Source organism: Pseudomonas sp. GD03858 (assembly GCF_029840925.1).
GTDB lineage: Bacteria > Pseudomonadota > Gammaproteobacteria > Pseudomonadales > Pseudomonadaceae > Aquipseudomonas.
Map to the genome: position 1 here is coordinate 1 of NZ_JAOCDM010000001.1, position 21614 is coordinate 21614.

Below are 21614 nucleotides of genomic sequence, written 5' to 3' on the forward strand. Positions count from 1 at the left end.
CGTTGGCCGGCGCTGCCGCCATGTCGCTGGCCAACGCATGGGCCAGCTGCCACTGCTCGCTACGTTCGAGCACCCGCACTTGGCGAATACGCGCCTCAGGATGCGCGCAACCGGCATAGATGAGCAGGGCCTGCGCCCAGTCGCCCTGGCGCTCGCATTGCTGGCCAAGGCTGAATAGCAACCGCGCGCGCCGCCGCCCTAGCCATGGATTGGCGCTATCGAAACCCTCCAGCGTGGCCAGCAACTCGGCAGGGGCGTCGCCCTGCTCCAGGCGTTCGGCACACCGGTGCAGGGCCATGGCCAGGTCGATGTCGACACGCTGGCGCAAGGCCCGGGAATCGTCACTGAACGGCACCTGCTCGTAGCGCAGCAGCCCCAGGTCGGCCAGGACGAAATCCGACCAGTCCTGGTAGAGATTGCCAAAGAACAGCAGGCGCAGCCGGTCACACAATGGCTGCAAGCGCCAGTGCAGCAGCTGCGCGGGGAAGTCCGCAAACCATTCGGCCAAAGGCCTGGCGGGCAGCTGCAATGCCTGCAATTGCGCCAGCAGCTCGGCCTTGCCTGCCCGTGGGCGCGTCAGTCGCTGGGCGAAACAGTGAACCAGCTCATCCTTGCGCAGCAACCCGCACAACGTCTCCACCGCCAGGGGCGTATTCGCATCCACCCAGCCGAGCGCCAGCAGAGGCTGCAAGGCCGCGTCGGTATCGCCTATTTCGGCATACACAAGCTTGTCGGAGCGAAACCATTCGCCCTTGCGCATGACCATGCGCACCAGCAGCGCCTGGGCAGGCGTCGGCAGCACGGCGAAGGCGCGGATGAAATCATGTTCCTGCTTGTCGAGCAGATCGGCGTAGCGCTGCTCTACCCAGTTCAGGACCTGGCGGAAGTTGTGCAGGTAATAAAGAGGGTCATCGACGGAATGGGCGATCACGGTAGCGGGTCAGGGGCGAAAGACAGTACTGGTTATACATACAGAAAAGAAGGGAAACAAGCGCTCACGTCCAGAACGCGACCGATCTCGACCAATGGCCTATCGCGCAGGTTGGGCGTGCCCAGGCGATCGGCTGATCGCTGTCGCGCAGCCTCCCAGGCGTTGTACAAACACGACCAGCACGGCGACCATGCTGTAGTGAAACAGGCGCGCAACGCTCCCCCCTGTTCACCTTGCCTGGTCGCCGCCCGCGACTTTTCGTACAGCCCTAAGGCTCTGCTGTGCTGCTTCGGGCCCAGAACGCTGAGACGGGCGTCACGTCGACAGTGATGCCCTGCTCTGGAGGGCACGCGCACAGCAAGTGATTGCCACAGCCATTGCCGCATGCGACCGGGTGCAGTTCGAACACCGGAGCCACCGTGAGCAACCCTGAGCTCACCGGCTCCACCAACGCTTGCTCTTTGAACCTCGGGCTGAACTGGCCGCCGCTGCCGCGCCATTCCTCGGCAGGCAGGTGCTTGCGCGCAACCTTCAGCTCGCCCAGGTCAGTCATGAAGCCGAGCGAGTGAGCCTCGCCTTGCGCCGAACCGAAAGCGTCGCCCATGGTCTCGCGCAACCGGGTGATCCAGCCAGCAAAGTGCGCGCTCGATGCCGGAAACGCGAAAACCTCCCGCGCCAGATAGCCGGCGATGCTTTCAGGATGACCGATGATGGAAAACGTCATCATCAGGTCGTCATATTCCACGCCAACGCTGGCGGACACGAGCTGGATCCGCCACCGCGCCAGTTCCTCGCATGCCTGCGCAAGGCAGGTCATGACGCATGCTGCATGGGCCGCCGCATGCTCCCCCCGGCACACGACCAGCGGCAGGTTGACGTTATGATCTTCGAATCCCAGCACCGCCAACCCATCGGCGATCGACACCGGCTCAGCGGCGGATCGCCGAATACGCTTCAGGTAGTCGACCGCCATTCGTTCGATGTGCCTGACCGATAGCTCGCCACCCGCGCCGAGGTAGTCGGAGGGACATATGTGAACGGCGGACCCTGACGCCTCGCCAACCGGCTCATGATAGGAGACACAGCCCTGCACGCCTTGGGGCGCAGGCAACAGTGGGTGCACCAAGCGCTGCCAGCAATCTTCATCCGGTGTCTGCTCCGTCGGGTGCGACGCGCGACGTTCGCCGAAGTACTCACCAATCAGGTGATTGTCCTTGTAGAAGTCGCTGATCAGGCTTTTCCACTCGGCGATGCTCAACGGACCATCGATCCGCCACAGTTTGTAGTACGCGCTGTTCTTTCCAGCCTTGGAGATATCGGCCCCCAGTCGCTCGAGGTAGGCGTCTTCGTCGTAGAGCCGGATAGCGCCATCGAGGTGGTACGGCACACCATCCGCGCCAACCATGGAATGGGCGTAGCGCAGGCCGAATTTCTCCTCCCCGACGCCAAGAGAAGGGAAGTCGTTGACCTCTTCGCATTCCAGCGACTGAATGCCGTTCTGCGCATGCCACCAGAATTCGGTGAACTCCACCCCGCTGTAGGCCCGGTCCCGTTCACTGGACTGGTATCGGGTGACCCCTTCGGGAATATCGTTCAGTGACTCGTTGAACTGCGGCCCCCACCAGAAATCCAGCTCGATCGGTTGGCGATAGGAACCCGCCAACCCGATGCTGTCCGGGTCCAGCGCGATCTTGACCTCAAGCCCGGCCCTGCTGGCCAATCGCTCCAGTGAGCCCAGCAGTTTTTGATTCAGGTTGTTGATGCTCGACAGCGATCGCCTGAAAAACCGATGGGCGAACAAGACGTAGCCATCCACCTCGTAGACACCCGGGGCAATGACCTTGAGATGCTTGAGTTCGACCAGGGAACGCTTGTCCAGGTCGCTGGAGACGAAGAGGTGTGGCAACAGCTTTTTCGCGATCCCCGAATCGACCACCGAAAGGCATTCACGGTTGACCACCCGGCCCGCGTCGGACACCAGGCGACGCACCGCCTCAGGAAACGCCTGCAGCGCCTCGTGCTTTTCGGCGAAAACCTTCTCGTCGATAAACCGCCTGGCCATCGTGGCGATCACTTGCCCGTCTTCGTTTGATTCCGCGCGCCAGGTCTTGCCCAGCAACGCTGTTTCGACCGGAGTCAGCCAGAGTGCGAAAGGCGTCGTCCAGGCTATCGGCCGATGATAATCATGACTGATGAAGCTCGGTGCCCCCGATCGCCATTGCTGCGCTAGCGACTGCTCCAGCGCTGTCACCTCGAAACTGTAGCCATACTTGTTGGTCAAGTCGTTGTTCAGAACCCGTATCTGTTTCCTCATGACAAATCCTTTGCTCGCTCATGATTGATAAACGCTCGGCACTCGCGCCTGATCACGTCTGCGCAACTTGCCGCGTCAAACGTGCGCAAGTACGTCTCGGTCAGCGACAGAGACACAGCCGCGCAATGGTCGCAACCACAGGTCGCGCCGAGCCAGAAGACGAAACAGGCGCCGTGTCTGCGCACTGAGCGTGTCGGCATAGATCGCCCGCAGCTGCGCCAACTCCAGGCCACTGGTGTCCACCAGCCAGTGGCTGACCGGCTCCGGACAGGGTTGCCCGCGCAACGCCCGATGCAGATACGGCAACGCAACGCGCATGCCGGGATGGCAACGCAACACGAAGTGCTCGAGATTGCTGCCAGCGGCTTCGAAAGGCGTGAACAGCAGGCACGTCAGCTGTTTTTCAGTCACGCCATAGGCGCTGGCAAAGCGGGCCTGGGCCTCGTCGCGCAAGGCCTGCCCTTGAGGCCAGGCGATCTGCTGCCCCAGCCGGGTGAGAAATGCCTGCGCGCCCTCGCGGTAGCTGCTCGGCTCCAGAAACTGTGCGCGCATGCCATGCAGGTGCGCCAGCGGCAACGGATCGAACAGCCCGGCCGGGCCCAGCCCATGGCACGGGTCCACGTCCTGGCGCCCCAGCATGCGGCCGAGAGGATCACCTTCCTCCAGATGCAGCAGGTCTTCCATCGTCACGATCCGCAACGCGGCCGTTGTCGGGTCGGGGGAACGCGGCACCGGAGGGCCCAGCGGGTCCGCCAGCACCTGGCCCAGTTGCTCCAGCGATTCGGCCAGGGTATTGGCGCAGTGGGGCGCCATGGTGTGCGCGACCTCCAGCGTATGGCGCAGACAGCGGCGCCCCCAGGCAAGCAGGCGGTGGCGCTCGACGAGCGGCACGGCGCTGACCAGGGCATCCATGCCCGCTTGCGCACCGAGCGCCTGTGCCAGGCTTGCGGCCAGTTCCAGGTAGGCCCTGGCGCCCAGCAAGGCGTCGGGCCGTGCTCCGGTCAGGTGGCCATACAGCAGCCAGGCGTTGCCCGCATCGGACAACTGGCGGGGGGTCGCGGCCTGCCGGGCGCCGAACGGCCCGACCTGCCCACCATCGGCCCGCAGCAACTCCACCCGCGGGTCGTCGTGCAGGAACAAGGCACCGAAGCAGCGCTCATGCATGGCTAGGGTCGCATCGTCGAGCGTCGGCAGCCTGGCCACCAGCACGCGCAGGCGGAACGTGGCGGCGTAACGAATAGCGATGCTCAGCTGCGCCGCACGAAGACAGGCCAGCAAGTGGCTGCTGCGTTGATCCCCGCCATGCAGCACCAGCACCCGGAACCCACCGATGTATTCCTGACCACCGGCGATCACCAGCAGCCGCTGCACCAGCAGTTGCACCGAGGCACGCTGCGCCTGGGTCATGTGTTCGAGCAGGCGTTGCAAGACTTGCTGGTAGATATAGTGCATGGCTTGATCGTGGGTAGTGCTCATGCGGTCGCTCCATCTTCCTGACGGCTTCAAAGTAGAAGGCGAGATTCTCGCAGATGAATACAGAACCGAGCTTGAAGGAAACTTCCCAAAACAAGGTAAGAGATTTTATTGAGTGAGGCCAATTGGTGCAGCCGTCCGCCATCCGGCACCGGCCATGGGGTCGAAAATGAAAAAACCCGGGAAATACCCGGGTTTTTGATCAAGCCTGACCCACTCGGTCAGGTCGCAGTCACATCCAGCACCACTCGTCCGCCACAAGGGCATTCGTCCATGTAGCGATGCGCTTCGACCACCTGGTCGAACGGGTAGACCTTGATGATCTGCGGCGTCAGCAGCTGATCGGCGGTGAACTGGTTGATATCCCGCAGGGCGCGCTGCAGGGCCACCTGGTCCTGGGCGATGCCCAGCTCGGGCTTGCCGGTGAAGTTGCCGATGCAATGCACATGGAACTGGATGTTCTTCTGGAACGCCGCACAGGCTGGGAACGGCGTCTGGTTGCCACCTTGCAGGCCATACAGCACCAGGCTGCCACGGGGCGCCAGCACATCGCCAAGCAACGACATCTGCGGCCCACCCATGCCATCGAGGACCATGTCCACGCCACGTCCATCGGTGTACTTGCCGACCTGCAGGACCAGGTCCTGTTCTTCGGTGACGATCACCTTGTCGGCACCCAGCCCCAGCAGGTATTCGCGCTGCTCGGGTTCCTTGGTGGCCGCGAAAACCTTCAGCCCCAGGGCCTTGCCCAGCTGCACGAAGGCAGGCCCGGCGCAATGGCTGGCATCGGTGATCAAGGCGCTCTGCCCGGCCTTGGCCCGCGCCAGGTCGACGAAGGCGAAATAGGCGATCAAGAGTGGCGTGTAATGCACGCTGGCTTCAATCGGGGTCAGCACATCCGGGTAACGGGTAATGGCACTGCGTGGCAGGACGATCACGTCGCCGTACACCGGATGGTCGTTGGCGCTGGTGGCCGGGAAGCTGGCGACCCGATCGCCCACCGCGATATCGTCCACACCCTCGCCCACTGCGGTGACCACCCCGGCCATCTCGTGGCCGATACCCGCCGGCAGGCGCGCCTGGGACGGCGCCAGGTTCTGCCGCCAGAGCACGTCATACCAGCTTATGCCGATCGCCTGGACGCGGATCTGCACCTCGCCGGAGGCCGGGGACGGTTCGGCCTGCTCTTCGCAGCGCAGTACATCAGCCGGGCCGAACTTGTGGAAACGGATCATGCGGGACATCGCATACCTCGCCTTTGTGAATCTCGTATTACCACGGACTTTATCCGGGCTTTCACGGTTGGGCCATCAGTGGCTGTTAATAGTCGACATGTCTGTCATTGATTGGGCCCCTGACAATTCTGTGCATTGGCACCCGGAAATCGGTGCAGGGTACCAGCCTTTGGCCTTAAGATTCACCCCTGCCCCACTTCAAGCGAGCCGCATCGAATGAATCGTAACGACTTGCGTCGCGTAGACCTCAACCTGTTGATCGTGTTCGAAACGCTCATGCACGAACGCAGCGTGACCCGCGCCGCCGAGAAGCTGTTCCTCGGCCAGCCAGCGATCAGCGCGGCGCTGTCGCGCCTGCGCAGCCTGTTCGACGACCCGCTGTTCGTGCGCACCGGGCGCAGCATGGAGCCCTCGGCGCGAGCCCACGAGATCTTCGCCCTGCTGTCGCCGGCGCTGGACTCGATCTCCACCGCCGTCAGCCGCGCCGCCGAGTTCGACCCGGCCACCAGCAACGCGGTGTTTCGTATCGGCCTGTCCGACGACGCCGAGTTCGCCCTGCTGCCGCAGTTGCTCAAGCGCATTCGTGCCGAGGCGCCGGGTGTCGTACTGGTGGTGCGTCGGGCCAACTACCTGCTGATGCCCACCCTGCTGGCCTCGGGCGAGATTTCGGTGGGCGTGAGCTATACCAGCGACCTGCCGGCCAACGCCAAGCGCAAGATACTGCGCCGCAGCATGCCCAAGCTGCTGCGTGCCGACAGCATGCCCGGCAGCATCAGCCTCGACGACTTCTGCGCGCGGCCTCACGCCCTGGTGTCGTTCGCCGGCGATCTGTCCGGGTTCATCGACGAAGCCCTGGACGAGATCGGCCGCAAGCGCCACGTGGTGCTTGCCGTGCCGCAGTTCAACGGCCTGGGGAGCTTGCTGGCGGGGACCGATATCGTTGCCACGGTGCCGGACTACACCGCCGATGCCCTCACCGCGGCGGGTGGCTTGCGGGCCGAGGACCTGCCGATCGAGGTGCGCAGTTTCGAACTGCACATGGCCTGGCGCGGGGCGCAGGACAACGACCCGGCGGAGAAATGGTTGCGGTCGCGGATACAGATGTTCTTCGGGGATCCCGATAGCTTGTGACTGACTGCCATCAAGATCCATAAATACCAATAGAATCAGTGTTTTAGATAGACCCTACGTCCAAGGCCGTCCGTCGTATTCCGCTCATTTCCAATCCGCCTGCGGGTATATTTTGGGGTACTTTTTCCGTTTCGAAAAAAAGTACCCGCACATGACGACTTCCCTCCCCACGCCTGCCTTACGGCGTAAACTCAGCGACGCCTTCTTGCGTGCCATTGCTGAACCCGGCAAGTACGCCGACGGCGAGGTACCCGGTCTTTACCTGCATGTTCAGGCCTCGCAGAAGTCGAACAAGCCTGCCGCAAAATACTGGCGGATGAGGTATCGCCTGAACGGCAAGGAAAACGTGTACGCGATCGGCCGTTATCCCGACATTGGCTTGAAAGACGCCCGCGACTTGGCCCGCGCCGCGCGCCAGAACGTAGCTCATCACGTCGCCCCGCTGAAGGCCAAACGCAAGAAAATCGCCGACCAGCTACTTAATGAGGAACGCACATTCAGTTACGTCGCCGAACAGTGGCTGGCCTTCAAGTCGCACGACCTCGTGAGCAAATCCCTCGCGGGCTTTCGCGGCGCTTTGAACAACCACATCCTGCCCACGATCGGCAACATTCCCGTCAGCGAGATCAAACTGGACCACATCATCGAGATCATCGCTACCCTGCGCCGAGCACGCACACTGGCCATGGCCAAGCGCGTGCGTACCATCATCCGCGCCGTGCTCGGTTTCGCTGAGGGCCGCGGCTGGGTGGAGCGTAATGTGGCCTTGAGCAACACCGAAGAGCTCAAGGTTCGCCATGTGGTGACCAGTAATCCAGCGATCGAAAGACCAGCCGATTTGGGTCAGCTTCTGCTTCGTCTGGATGAGCTCAGCCCGGGCAGCGTGAGCACTGCGATGCGCTTGCTGGTGATGCTGCCGGTTCGCCCCGGCGAGCTGGTGAAAATGCGTTGGGAAGACATCGATCTGGTCAGCGCCGACTGGCGCTATGTGGTAGGGAAAACACGCCATCTGGATAAGAGCAAACACATCGTGCCACTGCCGGAGCAAGCCCTTGTGCTGTTGCGTGAACTATATGAGCGGCGGGTAGTAGATGAAGCGGGCAATGGCTGGGTCTTTGTATCGCCGGTCTACCCAGGCTATCCAGTTGACGCCACATCCCTGGCCAAGGCCTACCAGCGGATCTGGCCGGAATACCGCATCACTGCGCACGGTTTCCGCGCCACCTACCGCACTATCGCTCACGAGCATTTAGGTATCGATCCGATTGTACTGGAGTTGTCGTTATCGCACCGCATGCCAGGCGCATTGGGTACCGTGTATGCCCGCGCGCAATTGCTGCCGCAGCGTCGGGAGGCCGCACAGCAATGGACGGATTACTTAGATCGGTTACGCAAGAATGCTGCGCTGGCTGAGTAAGTTCAGGTGTGCATGCGGGGGTTGAATTACCGTTGAAAAAGATGAATGCGAAGCGGGAAACGAGACTCACATCGGACCTGCGAGCCGTTGAAACAAAGGGGTTTCTGCCATTCCAAAATTGGGAATAGCCTTGATTCTGGATTCATTTAGTGCGGTAGGCAAGCCATCTGGTTGAGGACTGACAAGCAGAACCCCATACCCGATGTCTAGACTGATCCGTATGCTCAAGAGGAGCCCGGAAATCTCGGATGCGCTGTTCGTGCTCAGCGCTAACAAACGTGACGATTGGCAAATGGTATTCCACCAAGGAACGGCGAGGGCAAGAGAATAAAAAGGAGCGCCAGCTGCGAATGGCCGCTATGGATCGAAAGCAGACAACCGTAGGATGGCGTCCCTGGCATCCATAGGACCTGTTTGAGGGTGTGTGGTAGAGTAAAATCAGGAGGCCTGAGCGGGTGGTCCCCCCAATTAGAGTCGCCGAAAAATGCTCCTACCTGCCCGTTTCTCAGGTAATTTCATGACATTGGAGTCATCGTTTGCCAATGTGCTTCGAGTGCTACGCAGCCAGCGCAACATCACCCAGCGCGGATTTTCCCACACGACTAGCCGCACCTACTTGTCCAACCTCGAAGCCGGTAGTGAGCGATTGGAGATTAGCCCTTTGACGCTGGTGGCGTTGACGCTGAGCGAGGATACGGGGCAGACGGCAAATGAGTAGCTCGTCAGGACCAGGAACGAGATTCGAGCACTTGAGTCGGAGGGTCGAATTCCAGGACTACAGGCCACAGGATTTAGCTGAGCTCCATTGCCAGTGAACTCACGCAATCCCCGAAAGAAAATGACCCTGCGTGCTCCGGGCGTACTTCAGGCGGAGCTTTCATTCATCGACTGATGGCTGGCTAGTCATTCAGAAGCCCGGTGCAGCGCTCGTCATAAGCCTGCTGCGCCAGCAGGTTCGTGCCCCCCTCAAATGCCTCACTCCAGATCCACCTCACTTCTGCCCAACCTCGCCAGAAAGTGAAAGGCCGAGAATCCTTTTACCTCATGCTTCAACTCGCCCAAACAGTGATGGTGGCCAGAGATTGCGCTGGAGCCCGCCATGAGGACGTGTGCCTTCCCATTACTTGTGATTTGCCTAGTAACCCTTCCAGCTGTTGCTCAAGAAAGTCGCGAGCGCTCAGATCTAGGTCTGGTGCAACGACAGTTCACCGCCATCGAACAGTTGGCCGTTCGTGCTAAAAGCGGCTCCGAAGATATCGATGGAGCGCGGTATCGCTTCGACTACTTGCGGTTTTCGGCAGACCTTCAACGTGTACGTGAAGGCATCTATAACTACTTGTCGCCATCCCGCGCACAGCCAGCCGATCTGGTCGAATTGACCGATCAATACCGTGCTGAAACACCTCACGCGGGCTCCTCCGATGAGCATGACTGAAGCGCAACTAAGCGCATTCTCGGCCGTGGCCGGGATTACTCCGCAGCTCAGTTCAGTGTTTTGGCGTTCATCGGTGCTGGTGCTCGCGTTGCTCTGGTGTGCCTGGGCGCTATGGACCGGCTATCGCGGCTGGGCGGCCGGCACCCTCAGTTTTGGTGCGCTTGGCGGCAACACACTGCGCCAGGCCCTCGCCTTGATCGTGCTGATGTTTTTCTTGCTGCCGTAATCTGGAGACCCTGCAATGAAACGCACCCGTCGCTACATCCTCCCACTGCTCCTGCTGAAGGCTACCTATGCAAAAACCCTGTTCGGCAGTCTAGTGCTGCTGAGCTCGACGCTGGCCAGGGCTGACTTGCCGACCATGGAAGCGCCCTCCCGCGGCGCAGGAGCGGGGCTGATCGACACCATCAAGAACTACGCCTATGACGGCGGCATCCCACTTGGGCTGTTAATCGCCACCCTCGCCTTCCTCGGCGTGGCCTGGCACTCGCTCACCGTCTACGCCGATGTGCAGACCAACGCAAGACCTGGAAGGACCTTGGCGCCGTGGTCGACGTAGGCGCGCTGCTGGTGGTGGTGATCCTGTGGTTCCTCACCAAAGCCGCGACGATCCTGTGAGGTTGCCATGTCTGACACTCCTAACTCCCTGCCCGACGGCACGCTGACTTTCCTGCCGGAACGCCTCAACCGTGATCCGGCGGTCCTGCGTGGTCTCACCAACGATGAGATGTGGGCCGCACTGATCGTAGGTGCCGTACTGGGCCTGAATCTGGGCGGGCCTCTGGCGGTGGCCACTGCCTCCGTCGCTACTCTCCCCAGCTGCAGGTAGACCCAGCCGGGGTCGTAACTCAACGAACTGTCGAGGAGTTTCCCATTCACCTCAGCACGCTCCGTTGCCAAGCGAGCCGTCGAGATATCAAGCGAACTGATAGCGTCTGCGAGCGGCAGATCAGCGGCACGCTCGATAATTTGGGCTACCAGGATGAAACCAACATTCGAGTAACGCCAACCCGTTCCGGGGTTGTATCGGAGTCGGTGCCCATCCAGACGCTGCATCATTTCGCCTTCGGGCCATGCGGACTCATTGTTGGCTACGGCGGCATGGTACTCGGGAAGTTCGCCATAATCCGCAAGACCCGCCTCGTGACGCAGTAGTTGGCGCAGAGTGAAGCACCTTCGGGAAGCGAAGCATTCAGGCGAGCCTACCGTCGCGCACCAATGTCAGGGCGGCCGCGGCTAACACCGTTTTCGTGAAGCTCCACCAGGGCACGAGGGGTTCGTCTGTCCTATCAAAAATGAATGCGCCCCTCCCCCCGGCGACAATGCTTATGCATGTGACCTCTGTGAGCGCGGAAAAGGCATGTACCTGGAGCGTGATCTCAGGTCAATGCAGATCTGGCCCTTTGCTCGGTGTACCTTCGGGCATAAGAAGCCGAGGACAATACGCCCCAACTCTTCACCTATAAAACGCTGCTCAACCAGGCGCCCTAGCAACTAGGCCTCATTGAAGGCGCCGAGCACGAGCTTCACTTAACCGAGTGGCTGCTCATGGCGCTCATTTCATCGGACAATTCGAATCGCCCTCGTTAGAGGCTCTCGAGAAACCCGCTGTCCCCCTGAGTGGCACCTCGCTACCGTTGCCGGCCTCTCCTTACGGCGCGTCAAAATGACGCATGCGAACGTCATAGACTTATAATAACATTCGTTATATAAATAACGCACGCGCCATGCGGTTTTTGAAAATTGAAACACAGTTGGACGCCACAATAGCCATTGACATCGGACGAAAACTTCCATTTGCAGAATAACTTACTATAATTGTGCAGGCATGTAATTTTTCTTGCCTGCGACTCAACCATCGAGGCAGTTTCAGCTTACTGCATAATTCAAAATCCATTTCCATTTATTTTCATTATCCGCAGCCCCTTCAACGCTGAGCGGAAATTCCACGCAGGAGTAATTTATGCCCTCCCTGAGAATCGTCATATTTTTCACGCTGGCTTTTTTGACCTTACCATCCAAAGCACAAAACAACTCCACCCTCATCAACGCGCAACTAGAGCAAGCGGGTATAGAAGCGACCGCACGTTACGCCCAAAAAACCAACAAGCCAATGCCAAGTATAGAGAACTATAACTATAACATGGACCTTGATATAGAGAAAACCATATACTCCTCACAAAACATTATGCACTGCGGAAATTTAAAAAAACTCATTAGCTACGAAGACCAAAACGGAAAACTACACATCATAAGATACACTTCAAAAGGCACATGCCACAACAACAAATGACTACCATTTAAAAGCGACTACACCATTTAAGCAGTGCCACTGTCATCTCGCCACCCAAACTATGACAGCACCGCTTTGGGGAATTCAACGATCAAGTCAGTACTGGTCACCTGCGTATCCAGTCGTGGAACTCCACTGTCATTTGGGAGGATGCTCGTGATCGCAAGCAGTAAGTTTTTGGACCAGCGCTTTTAGCTCGTCCAAATGGTTCTCATACAGTCCGCGAGGTGATGAGTTATGCTTATTGCACAGAGACGCCGCTGCTCCGACCGCTATCCCGTGCTGTGAGCCGTTGCCCATGGTTTTCGTCGATGAGCCAGCGACGTGAGTGACGCTAATGTGTTTGCCTGCTACCAGCAGATTTTCAATATTGGCGGAGTAGAGGCAACGGAAGGGAATGCTATAAGCCTGCTTATCCCGCATATCCCAAATCCAGTCCTTCAGGCGAAAGTCGTACTTGCCCTCTCCTGGTTCCCAGGCGCAGTGAATGCAGAAGGCCCCATCATTGGGAACCAAAGCATCCGGAAAACTTGAATGATCGCGAATGTCATTTTCTGACAATACGTAGTCACCGCAGTAACGACGAAATTCGCCCTGTGCCGCAACGTACGCCATCCATTCGAACTCCAGATTCGCGTAGATCTCGGGTTCGAGGTTCTTGACGTTCGAGAACGTACCGTACAGCGCCCGCATCAAATAGTCGCGGATCAACTCCCCATTTTTGTAAGGATCAAGCCACTGTCCGTACTCCCAAAAATGTGTCGCTGGAAATATGTCAGCCTTGCTGCCGAAGCGGAACTCTGGCGTGCTCGGGTTTGAGCCTGCCTGCGGGCCTGGGCCGTTCTCAAGACCGGCTTCCATGAGTTGGCCGCTGAGATTCGCGTAATCCTTTGAAACCTCAGTTGCCCAGGGCACAACAGGGAACGGAACAGGAGAGTCTGCCATTCTGGTGCGAAAGAACAGCGTATTACCATGATGCATGCTGTCGCCGACTTCAGGCGCATACGGCTCGTTGTACTCTGAGCGTGCCTCTCTGCCGAAAAGCGTCTGCGCGCCACCGAGGACGCCAAGAATTGCGGTACCACTGGTATCGATAAAGATCGATCCGGCAAAGCGCCTTTCATGGCCACCGCGATCCTGAACGGCCTGGACAGCGGTTATTCTCTCTCCTTGCTTCTCAACTTTGACGACCCTATGTCCAAGGAAAACGGCGACGGTCGGCTCGGCCTCCAGCAGCGAAAGTGCGGCGAGATCACCATCTGCTGAGCGCTGGGATAATTCCTTGAGCAGCACCCCTTGTGAGCCTCGAGGCATCAGGCCGATTTCCTTGCTGGCGTTGCCACCAAGAACAGGTCGATCGTGGATCAACGCAACATGCTGGCCTAATCTGGCAGCTGTCAGGGCGGCGGCGCATCCGGAAATGCCACCTCCAACAACGACCACATCGTAATGACCAGCATCTACAGGCTCATACGGTAAACCGCGCAATTCTTTACGCCACGCTTGGCTGTTGGCGCTGACATCGTTAGGCGGTGCCACTTCATCAGTGGAGAAATAGATCGCATCACAGCGGCCATCGAAGCCGGTGACATCGTGAAGAGCCAGCTTGGCAGTCCCTTTTTTTAGAAGCACCTTGCCTGCGGGCTGCCAGGACCAATCCAGTCCATTCGCACCGAACTCAGTATCGAGGACTACACCATCTATCGACACTGTGAACCGCCCTGGATGGTGAGAGGGCACCCAATCTTTTGCTCGCACCCAAACTTGATATTCGCCATCTCGCGGGATGCTGATTGATGTTGTCGCATCGCTCACCGGTCGACCGAGGCCGTGTGCCAGCAGATAAGGCGAGCCCATGACCGTCTCGAACTGGGAATCGAGAACCCAGCCCCCATAGTCTTCGAAGTCTTCCGCCTCCACCAAGATCCGTGACGATGACGTGCTCGTGGGACTGTTCATTTTTATGGCTCCGTATCTTTGCTGCATATGCAGTTTGCGTTCAGCTTGGCCATGGAGGGCCAACTAGGCTGGTCCCACTTTCCGCGCCGAGAGGAACTGGTTTCCTATGAGGGCCGCCCGAGTTGATACGGCCTTCCGTTACAGCACCTGCCGCCCTAGACTTCGCTTCTAACGACAACATCTCTCGATCTATAACTTTGACTATATTTTATGTAGTCAAAATCGAGAAGAACCTTTATAGGGGGGTATTCATGAAACGAAGTATGCTGACTGACAGGTACTGCTCGATTGCCAGATCCAGCGCAGAACTCACGGATGCCGGTCCTTTGTCATCCTGAGAGAGCTATTCCTTTCAAATAGGCGCTTCGATGGCCTGCAGGCCCAGACTGGGATGTCGCCACGTTCGTTGAACGTGCGGCTTAACGATTCAATGGCAAGTGGAATTATTGAGCGCGCGGCCTATCAAGACTCTCCCGTCCGCTACGAATACCGAGCAACGGACAAAGGCCGAGGCCTCTGGCCAGTTTTGGTTGCCCTCAAGCAGTGGGGAGACAAATGGACCGGCCCTTGGAAAGGCCGTGAACCTCCGTTGACTCTCTACCACAGGGGGCATAAACATCTGTTGGAACTCGGGTTCGTTTGCAAGACCTGCAGAGTGCCGATTGATGCTCGCTCAAGTTCTGTTTGCATGTCGTAACCAATGTCCGCTTAGCGTGAAAATCTTGCGAGCCAGTACCAAGATGCTTTGCGAAAAAAACGGAAAGGAAGCGCAGGTGAATAGGCTGATGGAGCCTTGGAAAGGTCAATCTGCCTACCAGGGCTTGAGTCTGCTGCTAGAGCATCTACAACACTCTCTACCGATACCCAGAACGGATGCCGAGTGGGCAGCACACTCTGACGCAATACCAAGGCGTTGCGGTTTACCTGGCCATAATGGCCAGGCGTGCCACATGAAACGGTATTGCGTCACCACGGATAGAACGACGGCAGGTTGGAAGCCTTACCGCAAAATTGCGGCTTGCGCTTTTCAAGAAATGCGCAGACGCCTTCTTTTCCATCGGCCTGGCTGGTATAGAACATTGCCAACGACTCAATCTCATGGGCGGCAAGCGGATGCGTCTGGTTAGCGTTTCTGAACAGCATCTGCCGAATCAATGCAACCGACACCGGTGACCGATCGCGCACTAGGGAAAGCGCGAATGCCCGTGCCTCGGCTACCAGGCTCTGAGCCGGCAGTAACGCCCGTACCAGCCCTTTATCCAATGCCTCTTGGGCATCGAATATTTCAGCCTTGTACATCCATTCCAAGGCCGTTTCGAGGCCGACGATGCGCGGTAGAAACCAGGTCGAACAACCTTCCGGTGTGACCCCGATCTTGCCGAACACGAAGCCGAAGCGGGCCTCGCCAGACGCCAGACGAAAGTCCATGGGTAGCAACATGGTAGAGCCGACCCCCACGGCCGCCCCATTGATCGCACCGATAATCGGTTTGAGGCAGTCGAGCATCGCCAGGACGACGCGGCCGCCGGTGTCCCTGACGCCTTGATGAATCTCCGGCAAATGGCTTCGTTCGCGCATGTCTTGGAGGGTCGGCGCAAGCTGCTCATCAAGGCCAAAGACATTACCTGGCACCGACAGGTCCATGCCCGCGCAGAAAGCACGCCCCTCCCCTGTCACGACAATCGCCTTGACTGCATCGTCTAGGCTCGCCCGCCCATACGCATCGACTAGTTCATCGCACATCTCCACGGTGAACGCGTTGAGCTTGTCCGGCCGGGCGAGGGTCAGCAGCAAGATACCGTCGGTATCGACTTCGTAGCGAATGGTGCTGTAGGTCATGATTGCGTTCCGACCAAGTTCGCTCCGCGCGTGACGGCCTGACGGCACTCGGCCATGATCCGCTCGATCAGCGCCGCGCAGGTCGGTATGTCATCGATAAGTCCGATGGCCTGGCCTGCCCAGAGAATACCGCCATCCACCTCGCCGCTCTCCAGGGCCGCCCTGCCCCGTGCGCCGGCCACCAATGGCCGGATATCCTCGAACTGCGCCCTTGGATTGCGCTCGATCTCGACCACCTCTTGAGAAACCGCATTACTGAAAACTCGGCCGGTATTACGAAAGGCTCGGAAGATCAGCCGAGTGTCCCGCTCGCTTCCCGCGGCGATCGCAGTCTTGATGGCCGGGTGAATCGGCGCTTCCTGGGTAAGCATGAAGCGTGTGCCCATGTTGATACCCTCGGCGCCGAGCATCAGGGCGGCGGCCATGCCTGCGCCATTGGCGATACCGCCCGAAGCAAGGATCGGAATGCGCAATGCTGCTGCCGCGGCTGGAATCAGGATCAACCCCGGTACATCATCCTCGCCAGGATGCCCGGCGGCCTCGAAACCATCGATACTAACCGCGTCGACACCCGCACGCTCTGCCGACAGAGCATGACGGACAGACGTGCATTTGTGGATGATCTTGATGCCAGCGGCCTTGAAGCGCTCCACCAACTCTGCAGGGCTGCGCCCCGCTGTCTCAACAACCTTGACACCACTTTCGATGATGGCGGTCGCGTAATCGTCGTAAGGGGGAGCTGACGTGGTGGGTAGGATGGTCAGGTTGACACCGAACGGCAAGGCCGTAAGGGTCTGGCAACGGGCAATCTCCTGAGCTAACGCTTCGGGAGTCGGTTGTGTCAGGGCAGTGAGGATACCCAGCCCCCCTGCATTGGATACCGCGCTCGCCAGTTCCGCGCGCCCCACCCACTGCATTCCACCCTGAACGATGGGATAACGTGTACCTGTCAGCTCTGTAATTCTTGTATGCATCGGGTTTCCTCATAGGTGTCATGGGTAAGAAGACAGGGATACGGTTGCCCGCATCCCAGATCCGCGCTTGGGCAAAGCCAAGTGCCTAAATTAAAATAACTATCGTTATAGTAAATCGAGGAATTGTTGCTTGGCAATGCCCTTTGGGCGTTTGCGAAGGCGAGGACGTAACGCCGCATGCGCCTGGACTGCGCAACGGGCTGAAGGCCTGCATCACGCGGCGAATCGTGCAGACCAACCCCATGCCCCCCCCTTGGTCCTACACCTGATTCCAGTCTTGCAGATCTTCTGCAGCCGCTACTTCAAGCGCCAGCTCGACCAGTCCAACGAACGCTTCGATGTCGGCCTTTCGGACAAGACCGACGTGCTCCAGTCACAGGCCAGCTATGACACGGCGCGGGCCAACCGGATTATCGCCGAGCGCCAGGTGCAGGATGCCTTCGAGGCCCTGATCACCCTGACCAATCACCAATACATGCGATCCAGGGCGTGGTCCACACCCTGCCGGTGCAAGTGCCGACGCCCAATGACGCCAAGGCCTGGGTCGAGACCGCCGGGCGGCAGAACCTCAACCTACAGGCCACCAACCACGCCGTGGCCGCGACCGAAGAGACGGTGCGCCAGCGCAAGGCTGGCCACGCGCCAACCCTGGATGCCGTGGCCAAGTACCAGAAGGGCGACAACGACAATCTCGGCTTCACCAACCCTTCGCAGAACGGCGTGCGCTATGGCGGTGACGTGGAGCAGACCAGCGTCGGCCTGCAACTGAACATTCCGATCTACAGCGGCGGGTTGACCAGCTCCCAGGTGCGCGAGGCCTATGCGCGCCTGACCCAGAGCGAGCAGCAACGCGAGAGCCTGCGCCGCCAGGTGGTGGAGAACACCCGCAATCTGCATCGCGCGGTGAACACCGACGTGGAACAGGTACAGCAGTCGATCATCTCCAACCAGAGCGCGCTGGAAGCCACCGAGATCGGCTACCAGGTCGGCACCCGCAACATCGTCGACGTGCTCGACGCGCAGCGCCAGCTGTACACCTCGGTGCGCGACTACAACAACAGCCGCTATGACTACATCCTCGACAACCTGCGCCTCAAGCAGTCCGCCGGCACCCTGAGCCCGCAAGACCTGCAGGACCTGGGCCGGTACCTGAAGGCCGACTACAACCCGGACAAGGATTTCCTGCCACCGGACCTGGCGGCGGCGGCGGCGAAGAATTTCGAACGCAGACCGTAAGGGAAAATGTCGAGGCGGCCGTTGATTTCTGACCGCCCCTCGCACTGACGAGTACCTAGCCAAACGCTGGGGGCTCTACAAAACCAAGCGCTAGTTCGAAAAGGGCCAGCCACAGGTAGGTGCGAAGGCGAAGCCCCGCTCAAGGTTATCGAGCGCCCGGCCGGCGATGTAAAGACTCAGCTTCGCAACTAGACAGCGTCGACATGGTGGTAGCGAGACGTCGCCTGCAAGGGCGACGTAAGCCTTGGCAAACCGCTGCAGGCTGGCCCCTTAATTAGCATATCGTACGTTGTGTTAAAAAATCGGGTTTGCTAGATTGGCTTAAAGTAACCGGCCCAGCAGGAGCACTCTTATGCCTGATACCCGATCTAGCACAAGCATCGACACCGTCCTGGGGCCGGCGCGCTTTCGCCAATTAGGTGGTTGGCTGGAGCAGCCTGACGACCTGCAGCCGCAACTGGAAGAGAACGTCAGCGCCGATGTGATTGTGGTCGGTGCCGGCTTTGCCGGTCTTTCCACAGCCCTTGAACTTACGGCGCTGGGCGCTAAGGTGGTGGTGCTGGAGCAGGAATTCGCCGGATTCGGTGCCAGCGGCCGCAACGCAGGTTATCTAGTCGGCGGCCAGGGCATGAAGTTCGAGCTGTTCGTCAAACGCGTTGGGCGTGAGAAGGCTCGAGACATCGTGAAGTTCTACGATGAAGGCGTCAGCTATGTGGAGCGGCGGCTAAAAGAACTCGGCATTGATTGTGACTACAATGCATCGGGCATTATTCGTGCTGGTATACACCCCTCTCAAGAACAGCAGCTTCGCGCGAGTATGCAAATGGCACAGGACTTAGGCTCGCCTGCGCAGTTCCTGGACAATGCCGCTATGCGTGCGCGAGGTATCCCGCCGGCATTCCTGTTCGGTTGTCATTTCCCCACCGGCGGCACACTGAATCCTGGGAAGTACGTTCTGGGGCTCCGACGTGCAGTGATTGAAGCTGGAGTGAGGCTCTATGAACGTACGCCACTGCTCAGCTACAGCGAAGGTTCAGTGGTCACATGCAATACAGCGCGAGGCAGTGCGAGTGCGCGGCATGTAGTATTTGCCACCAACGCCTATACACCGCAATTGGGCTTGCTACGCAATAAGGTCATGCCCATCAAGGTATCAGCGATTGAAACCGAGCCGCTTTCAGTGGCGCAGCTCGAATCCCTGGGATGGCCCAATCGGGAAGGGATCACCACGTCTCACCTGGCGATGGAAAGTCATCGTTTGACTGCGCATAACACGCTGGTACTGAGCACCAAGCGTCTCAGTTATGTATATGGCAGCAAGACACCAAACGACCCTGATAGCGCAGCCTATCGGGCCTTGGCTGAAGGTCTCAATGCCCGCTTCCCGAGCTTGCGAGGTTTAGGAATCGCTCACTGCTGGAGTGGCTACATCAGCTTTGCCTTCGATGCCTTGCCTGTTGTCGGGGAAGCCGGTCCGCAACATAACATTCTCTACACCGCTGGTTGTTCAGGGCATGGTGTGGGCACTCAATCGTTTATCGGTCGTTTGCTGGCAGAGCGCGTCCGCGGCATTGAGCATCCCTCCCTGGCGGCGCTGCGGCATACCACTCCATCGCTGCTTCCTGAGCCCCTGCAGTGGTGCGCCATGACACTGGCGCTGGGGGCAGCAAACCTGCTGGATGGTTTGACCAATCGACGCGTGCCAAAGGTTTGAGGCAAAGGGCACAGGCCTCTCTGTGCGCTACATGAAACTTTGAAATTTCCTTGCACTCTCTCAAACCTCAGCTAGGTATTTATTTTGTTGCATTGCAATGCTGTTCATCGCCACCCATGCAATGGCGATAATTTGGTGCTGATGGCAAATACGCTCACGCGAACAACATGACCGTACAAAGACGAAAGCATGATCAGCACGCAACACCAACACATGAGGTCATGCCGAGGAATTTAAAATGCAAAATCTCCTGCCTCATGACGAACGCCGACTTGCATTTGAGGCGCGCCGGTTAAGCATTGAGATACTGATCAAGATTTACTTAGAGCAAGTCGCCGCTTCGAGAGATCAAGCTACAATTTACCTTCGACTAATGTTCACCCTCTCCCTGGGCGCGTTGGCTGGCGTAATAACACTGTACGCCACAATGCTTAGACTAAGCCCAATTGAAATATTCAACCTCATCACAGCGCAAGCAGCAATTATCGCTATTTTAGCCCTGGGCGCCTTGATGACATCGGCTTTACTTTCCGCTCGCGCCTTGCAGCAAAGTGTACTTGACGTGGCCCCGCGTCTGCACAATCCATTTCCGAGTGCCGGCACGGTCATTGACGATATCTTCAACCATGAAGGGCTCGACGAAAAGCAGATACTCGAAAAACTTTACTTCACCATCAGCAAGCATATTGAGGACCAACCAGCGCTCAGAGTCCAGGCGCGTACAATCACACTGCTACTCACTGCAGGACTTCTTTTGACTGGCTTATCTTTTTTAATGTAAAGAACCCACCATTTTATCTAGGTCTGCTCAATCACATACAGGGCGCGGCTCGAGGTTTGGCAACACGGCGGCATTCAGGTTCTGTACTAAAAGCATTGAGACGAAGGTCAGGCAAGGCTGTTTTCAACGCAGCATCAACGCCTGTCAAGGCTCTTCGTACGGAGCCTAATGGATGGTCGTCGCACACAGCCGAAGGGTGTTAATAGCAAGATAAATCCTGCAAAATCTCCTCAGTGTATCAAGACGAGATTTCCAGCATGTCCCCTTCCGTAACCGATGAGCGTTTGCTCAAGGCGTTGGCCAGCTCTTTCGTTATCCACCCTCGCGCCACGCTGAAAGAGCTGGCCGAAACAGCAGGCGTGAGCAAAGCAACATTGCACCGCTTCTGTGGAACACGCGAAAACCTGGTCAAAATGCTTAACGCCCACGGCGAACTCATTCTAAAACAAACCGTCTCAGCGGCACAGCTAGAACATGGCGAACCGTTGGCGGCACTGCACGAACTTATTGTAGAGCATCTCAAACACAGAGAAATGCTTGTATTCCTCATCTTCCAGTATCGCCCGGACACCTTCAGCGACGCTGAGGAAAACCGTCACTGGCGTGAATATGCTGAAGCACTGGACGCATTCTTTCTCCGAGGTCAACAAAACGGCGCTTTCCGGATAGATATCAGCGCGGCCGTCTTTACCGAGATGTTCATAAGCATGATTTATGGCATCGTCGACGCTGAGCGACGCGGACGCGCGGCCAGCGCAACATCAATCCAGGCACTCGAACAACTCTTCCTTCACGGAGCGATCACGCAGGCTTCGTAAGCTGGCCAAAAAAAAGCCCCAAGGCACTGGTCCGAGGGGCTGAACGGCTGGAGTACCCAACCAA

The 21614-nt window shown here is 58.5% G+C and carries 14 protein-coding genes and 5 pseudogenes; 11 read left to right on the forward strand and 8 right to left on the reverse strand.

Annotation, left to right across the window (positions count from 1 at the left end):
- From N5D48_RS00005 to N5D48_RS00020, 4 genes and pseudogenes are all read right to left on the reverse strand, one after another.
- Positions 1–931 (reverse strand): annotated as a pseudogene (locus N5D48_RS00005) (VRR-NUC domain-containing protein); the annotation flags it as partial.
- A gap of 268 nt (positions 932–1199) precedes the next feature.
- Positions 1200–3245: a hypothetical protein gene (locus N5D48_RS00010; RefSeq protein WP_279879661.1), complete on the reverse strand. Its 2046-nt coding sequence runs from the start codon at positions 3243–3245 to the stop codon at positions 1200–1202.
- Between the two features lie 75 nt (positions 3246–3320).
- Positions 3321–4721 (reverse strand): hypothetical protein, encoded by a 1401-nt coding sequence (locus N5D48_RS00015; protein ID WP_279879663.1) that lies wholly within the window; start codon positions 4719–4721, stop codon positions 3321–3323.
- Between the two features lie 218 nt (positions 4722–4939).
- Positions 4940–5962, reverse strand: a complete 1023-nt coding sequence (locus N5D48_RS00020) for a zinc-dependent alcohol dehydrogenase family protein (protein ID WP_279879665.1) — start codon at positions 5960–5962, stop codon at positions 4940–4942.
- Between the two features lie 207 nt (positions 5963–6169).
- Between N5D48_RS00020 and N5D48_RS00025 the strand changes: the two genes are divergently transcribed.
- From N5D48_RS00025 to N5D48_RS00050, 6 genes and pseudogenes are all read left to right on the forward strand, one after another.
- Positions 6170–7084: a LysR family transcriptional regulator gene (locus N5D48_RS00025; protein ID WP_279879667.1), complete on the forward strand. Its 915-nt coding sequence runs from the start codon at positions 6170–6172 to the stop codon at positions 7082–7084.
- 151 nt (positions 7085–7235) lie between these two features.
- Positions 7236–8501 carry an integrase arm-type DNA-binding domain-containing protein gene (locus N5D48_RS00030; RefSeq protein WP_279879669.1) on the forward strand — a complete coding sequence of 422 codons (1266 nt, stop codon included), beginning with the start codon at positions 7236–7238 and terminating at the stop codon, positions 8499–8501.
- A gap of 1099 nt (positions 8502–9600) precedes the next feature.
- Positions 9601–9936, forward strand: coding sequence for an RAQPRD family integrative conjugative element protein (locus N5D48_RS00035; protein WP_279879671.1), 336 nt, complete (start codon positions 9601–9603; stop codon positions 9934–9936).
- On the forward strand, positions 9923–10162 hold the full coding sequence (locus tag N5D48_RS00040) for a TIGR03758 family integrating conjugative element protein (RefSeq protein ID WP_279879673.1): 240 nt from the start codon (positions 9923–9925) through the stop codon (positions 10160–10162). Before N5D48_RS00035 ends, N5D48_RS00040 begins: the two co-directional genes overlap by 14 nt.
- 15 nt (positions 10163–10177) lie before the next feature.
- Positions 10178–10554: pseudogene (locus tag N5D48_RS00045) on the forward strand (TIGR03745 family integrating conjugative element membrane protein).
- 7 nt (positions 10555–10561) lie between these two features.
- Positions 10562–10756: pseudogene (locus N5D48_RS00050) on the forward strand (DUF3487 family protein); the annotation flags it as partial.
- A 167-nt stretch (positions 10757–10923) separates the two neighbouring features.
- Here N5D48_RS00050 and N5D48_RS00055 read toward each other — a convergent pair.
- Positions 10924–11100 (reverse strand): annotated as a pseudogene (locus tag N5D48_RS00055) (serine hydrolase); the annotation flags it as partial.
- Positions 11101–11899: 799 nt separating this feature from the next.
- On the opposite strand from N5D48_RS00055, the gene N5D48_RS00060 reads away from it, so the two are divergent.
- On the forward strand, positions 11900–12229 hold the full coding sequence (locus N5D48_RS00060; RefSeq protein WP_279879675.1) for a DUF2790 domain-containing protein: 330 nt from the start codon (positions 11900–11902) through the stop codon (positions 12227–12229).
- 138 nt (positions 12230–12367) lie between these two features.
- Here the strand turns inward: N5D48_RS00060 and N5D48_RS00065 are convergent, their stop codons facing one another.
- The 3 genes from N5D48_RS00065 to N5D48_RS00075 form a co-directional block, all read right to left on the reverse strand.
- A complete protein-coding gene (locus tag N5D48_RS00065; RefSeq protein ID WP_279879677.1) occupies positions 12368–14188 on the reverse strand; it encodes an FAD-dependent oxidoreductase in 1821 nt (606 codons plus the stop codon).
- A 966-nt stretch (positions 14189–15154) separates the two neighbouring features.
- Positions 15155–16027: a crotonase/enoyl-CoA hydratase family protein gene (locus tag N5D48_RS00070; protein ID WP_279879679.1), complete on the reverse strand. Its 873-nt coding sequence runs from the start codon at positions 16025–16027 to the stop codon at positions 15155–15157.
- Positions 16024–17001 carry a nitronate monooxygenase family protein gene (locus tag N5D48_RS00075; protein WP_279879681.1) on the reverse strand — a complete coding sequence of 326 codons (978 nt, stop codon included), beginning with the start codon at positions 16999–17001 and terminating at the stop codon, positions 16024–16026. Before N5D48_RS00075 ends, N5D48_RS00070 begins: the two co-directional genes overlap by 4 nt.
- A 301-nt stretch (positions 17002–17302) precedes the next feature.
- Here N5D48_RS00075 and N5D48_RS00080 point away from each other — a divergent pair.
- The 4 genes and pseudogenes from N5D48_RS00080 to N5D48_RS00095 form a co-directional block, all read left to right on the forward strand.
- Positions 17303–18237: pseudogene (locus N5D48_RS00080) on the forward strand (TolC family outer membrane protein); the annotation flags it as partial.
- Between the two features lie 352 nt (positions 18238–18589).
- Entirely contained in the window at positions 18590–19951 is a 1362-nt protein-coding gene (locus tag N5D48_RS00085; protein ID WP_279879682.1) for an FAD-dependent oxidoreductase, read from the forward strand.
- A 238-nt stretch (positions 19952–20189) separates the two neighbouring features.
- Positions 20190–20732 (forward strand): hypothetical protein, encoded by a 543-nt coding sequence (locus tag N5D48_RS00090; protein ID WP_279879684.1) that lies wholly within the window; start codon positions 20190–20192, stop codon positions 20730–20732.
- A gap of 257 nt (positions 20733–20989) precedes the next feature.
- Positions 20990–21550 (forward strand): transcriptional regulator, encoded by a 561-nt coding sequence (locus N5D48_RS00095; RefSeq protein ID WP_279879686.1) that lies wholly within the window; start codon positions 20990–20992, stop codon positions 21548–21550.
- Positions 21551–21614: the final 64 nt, after the last annotated feature.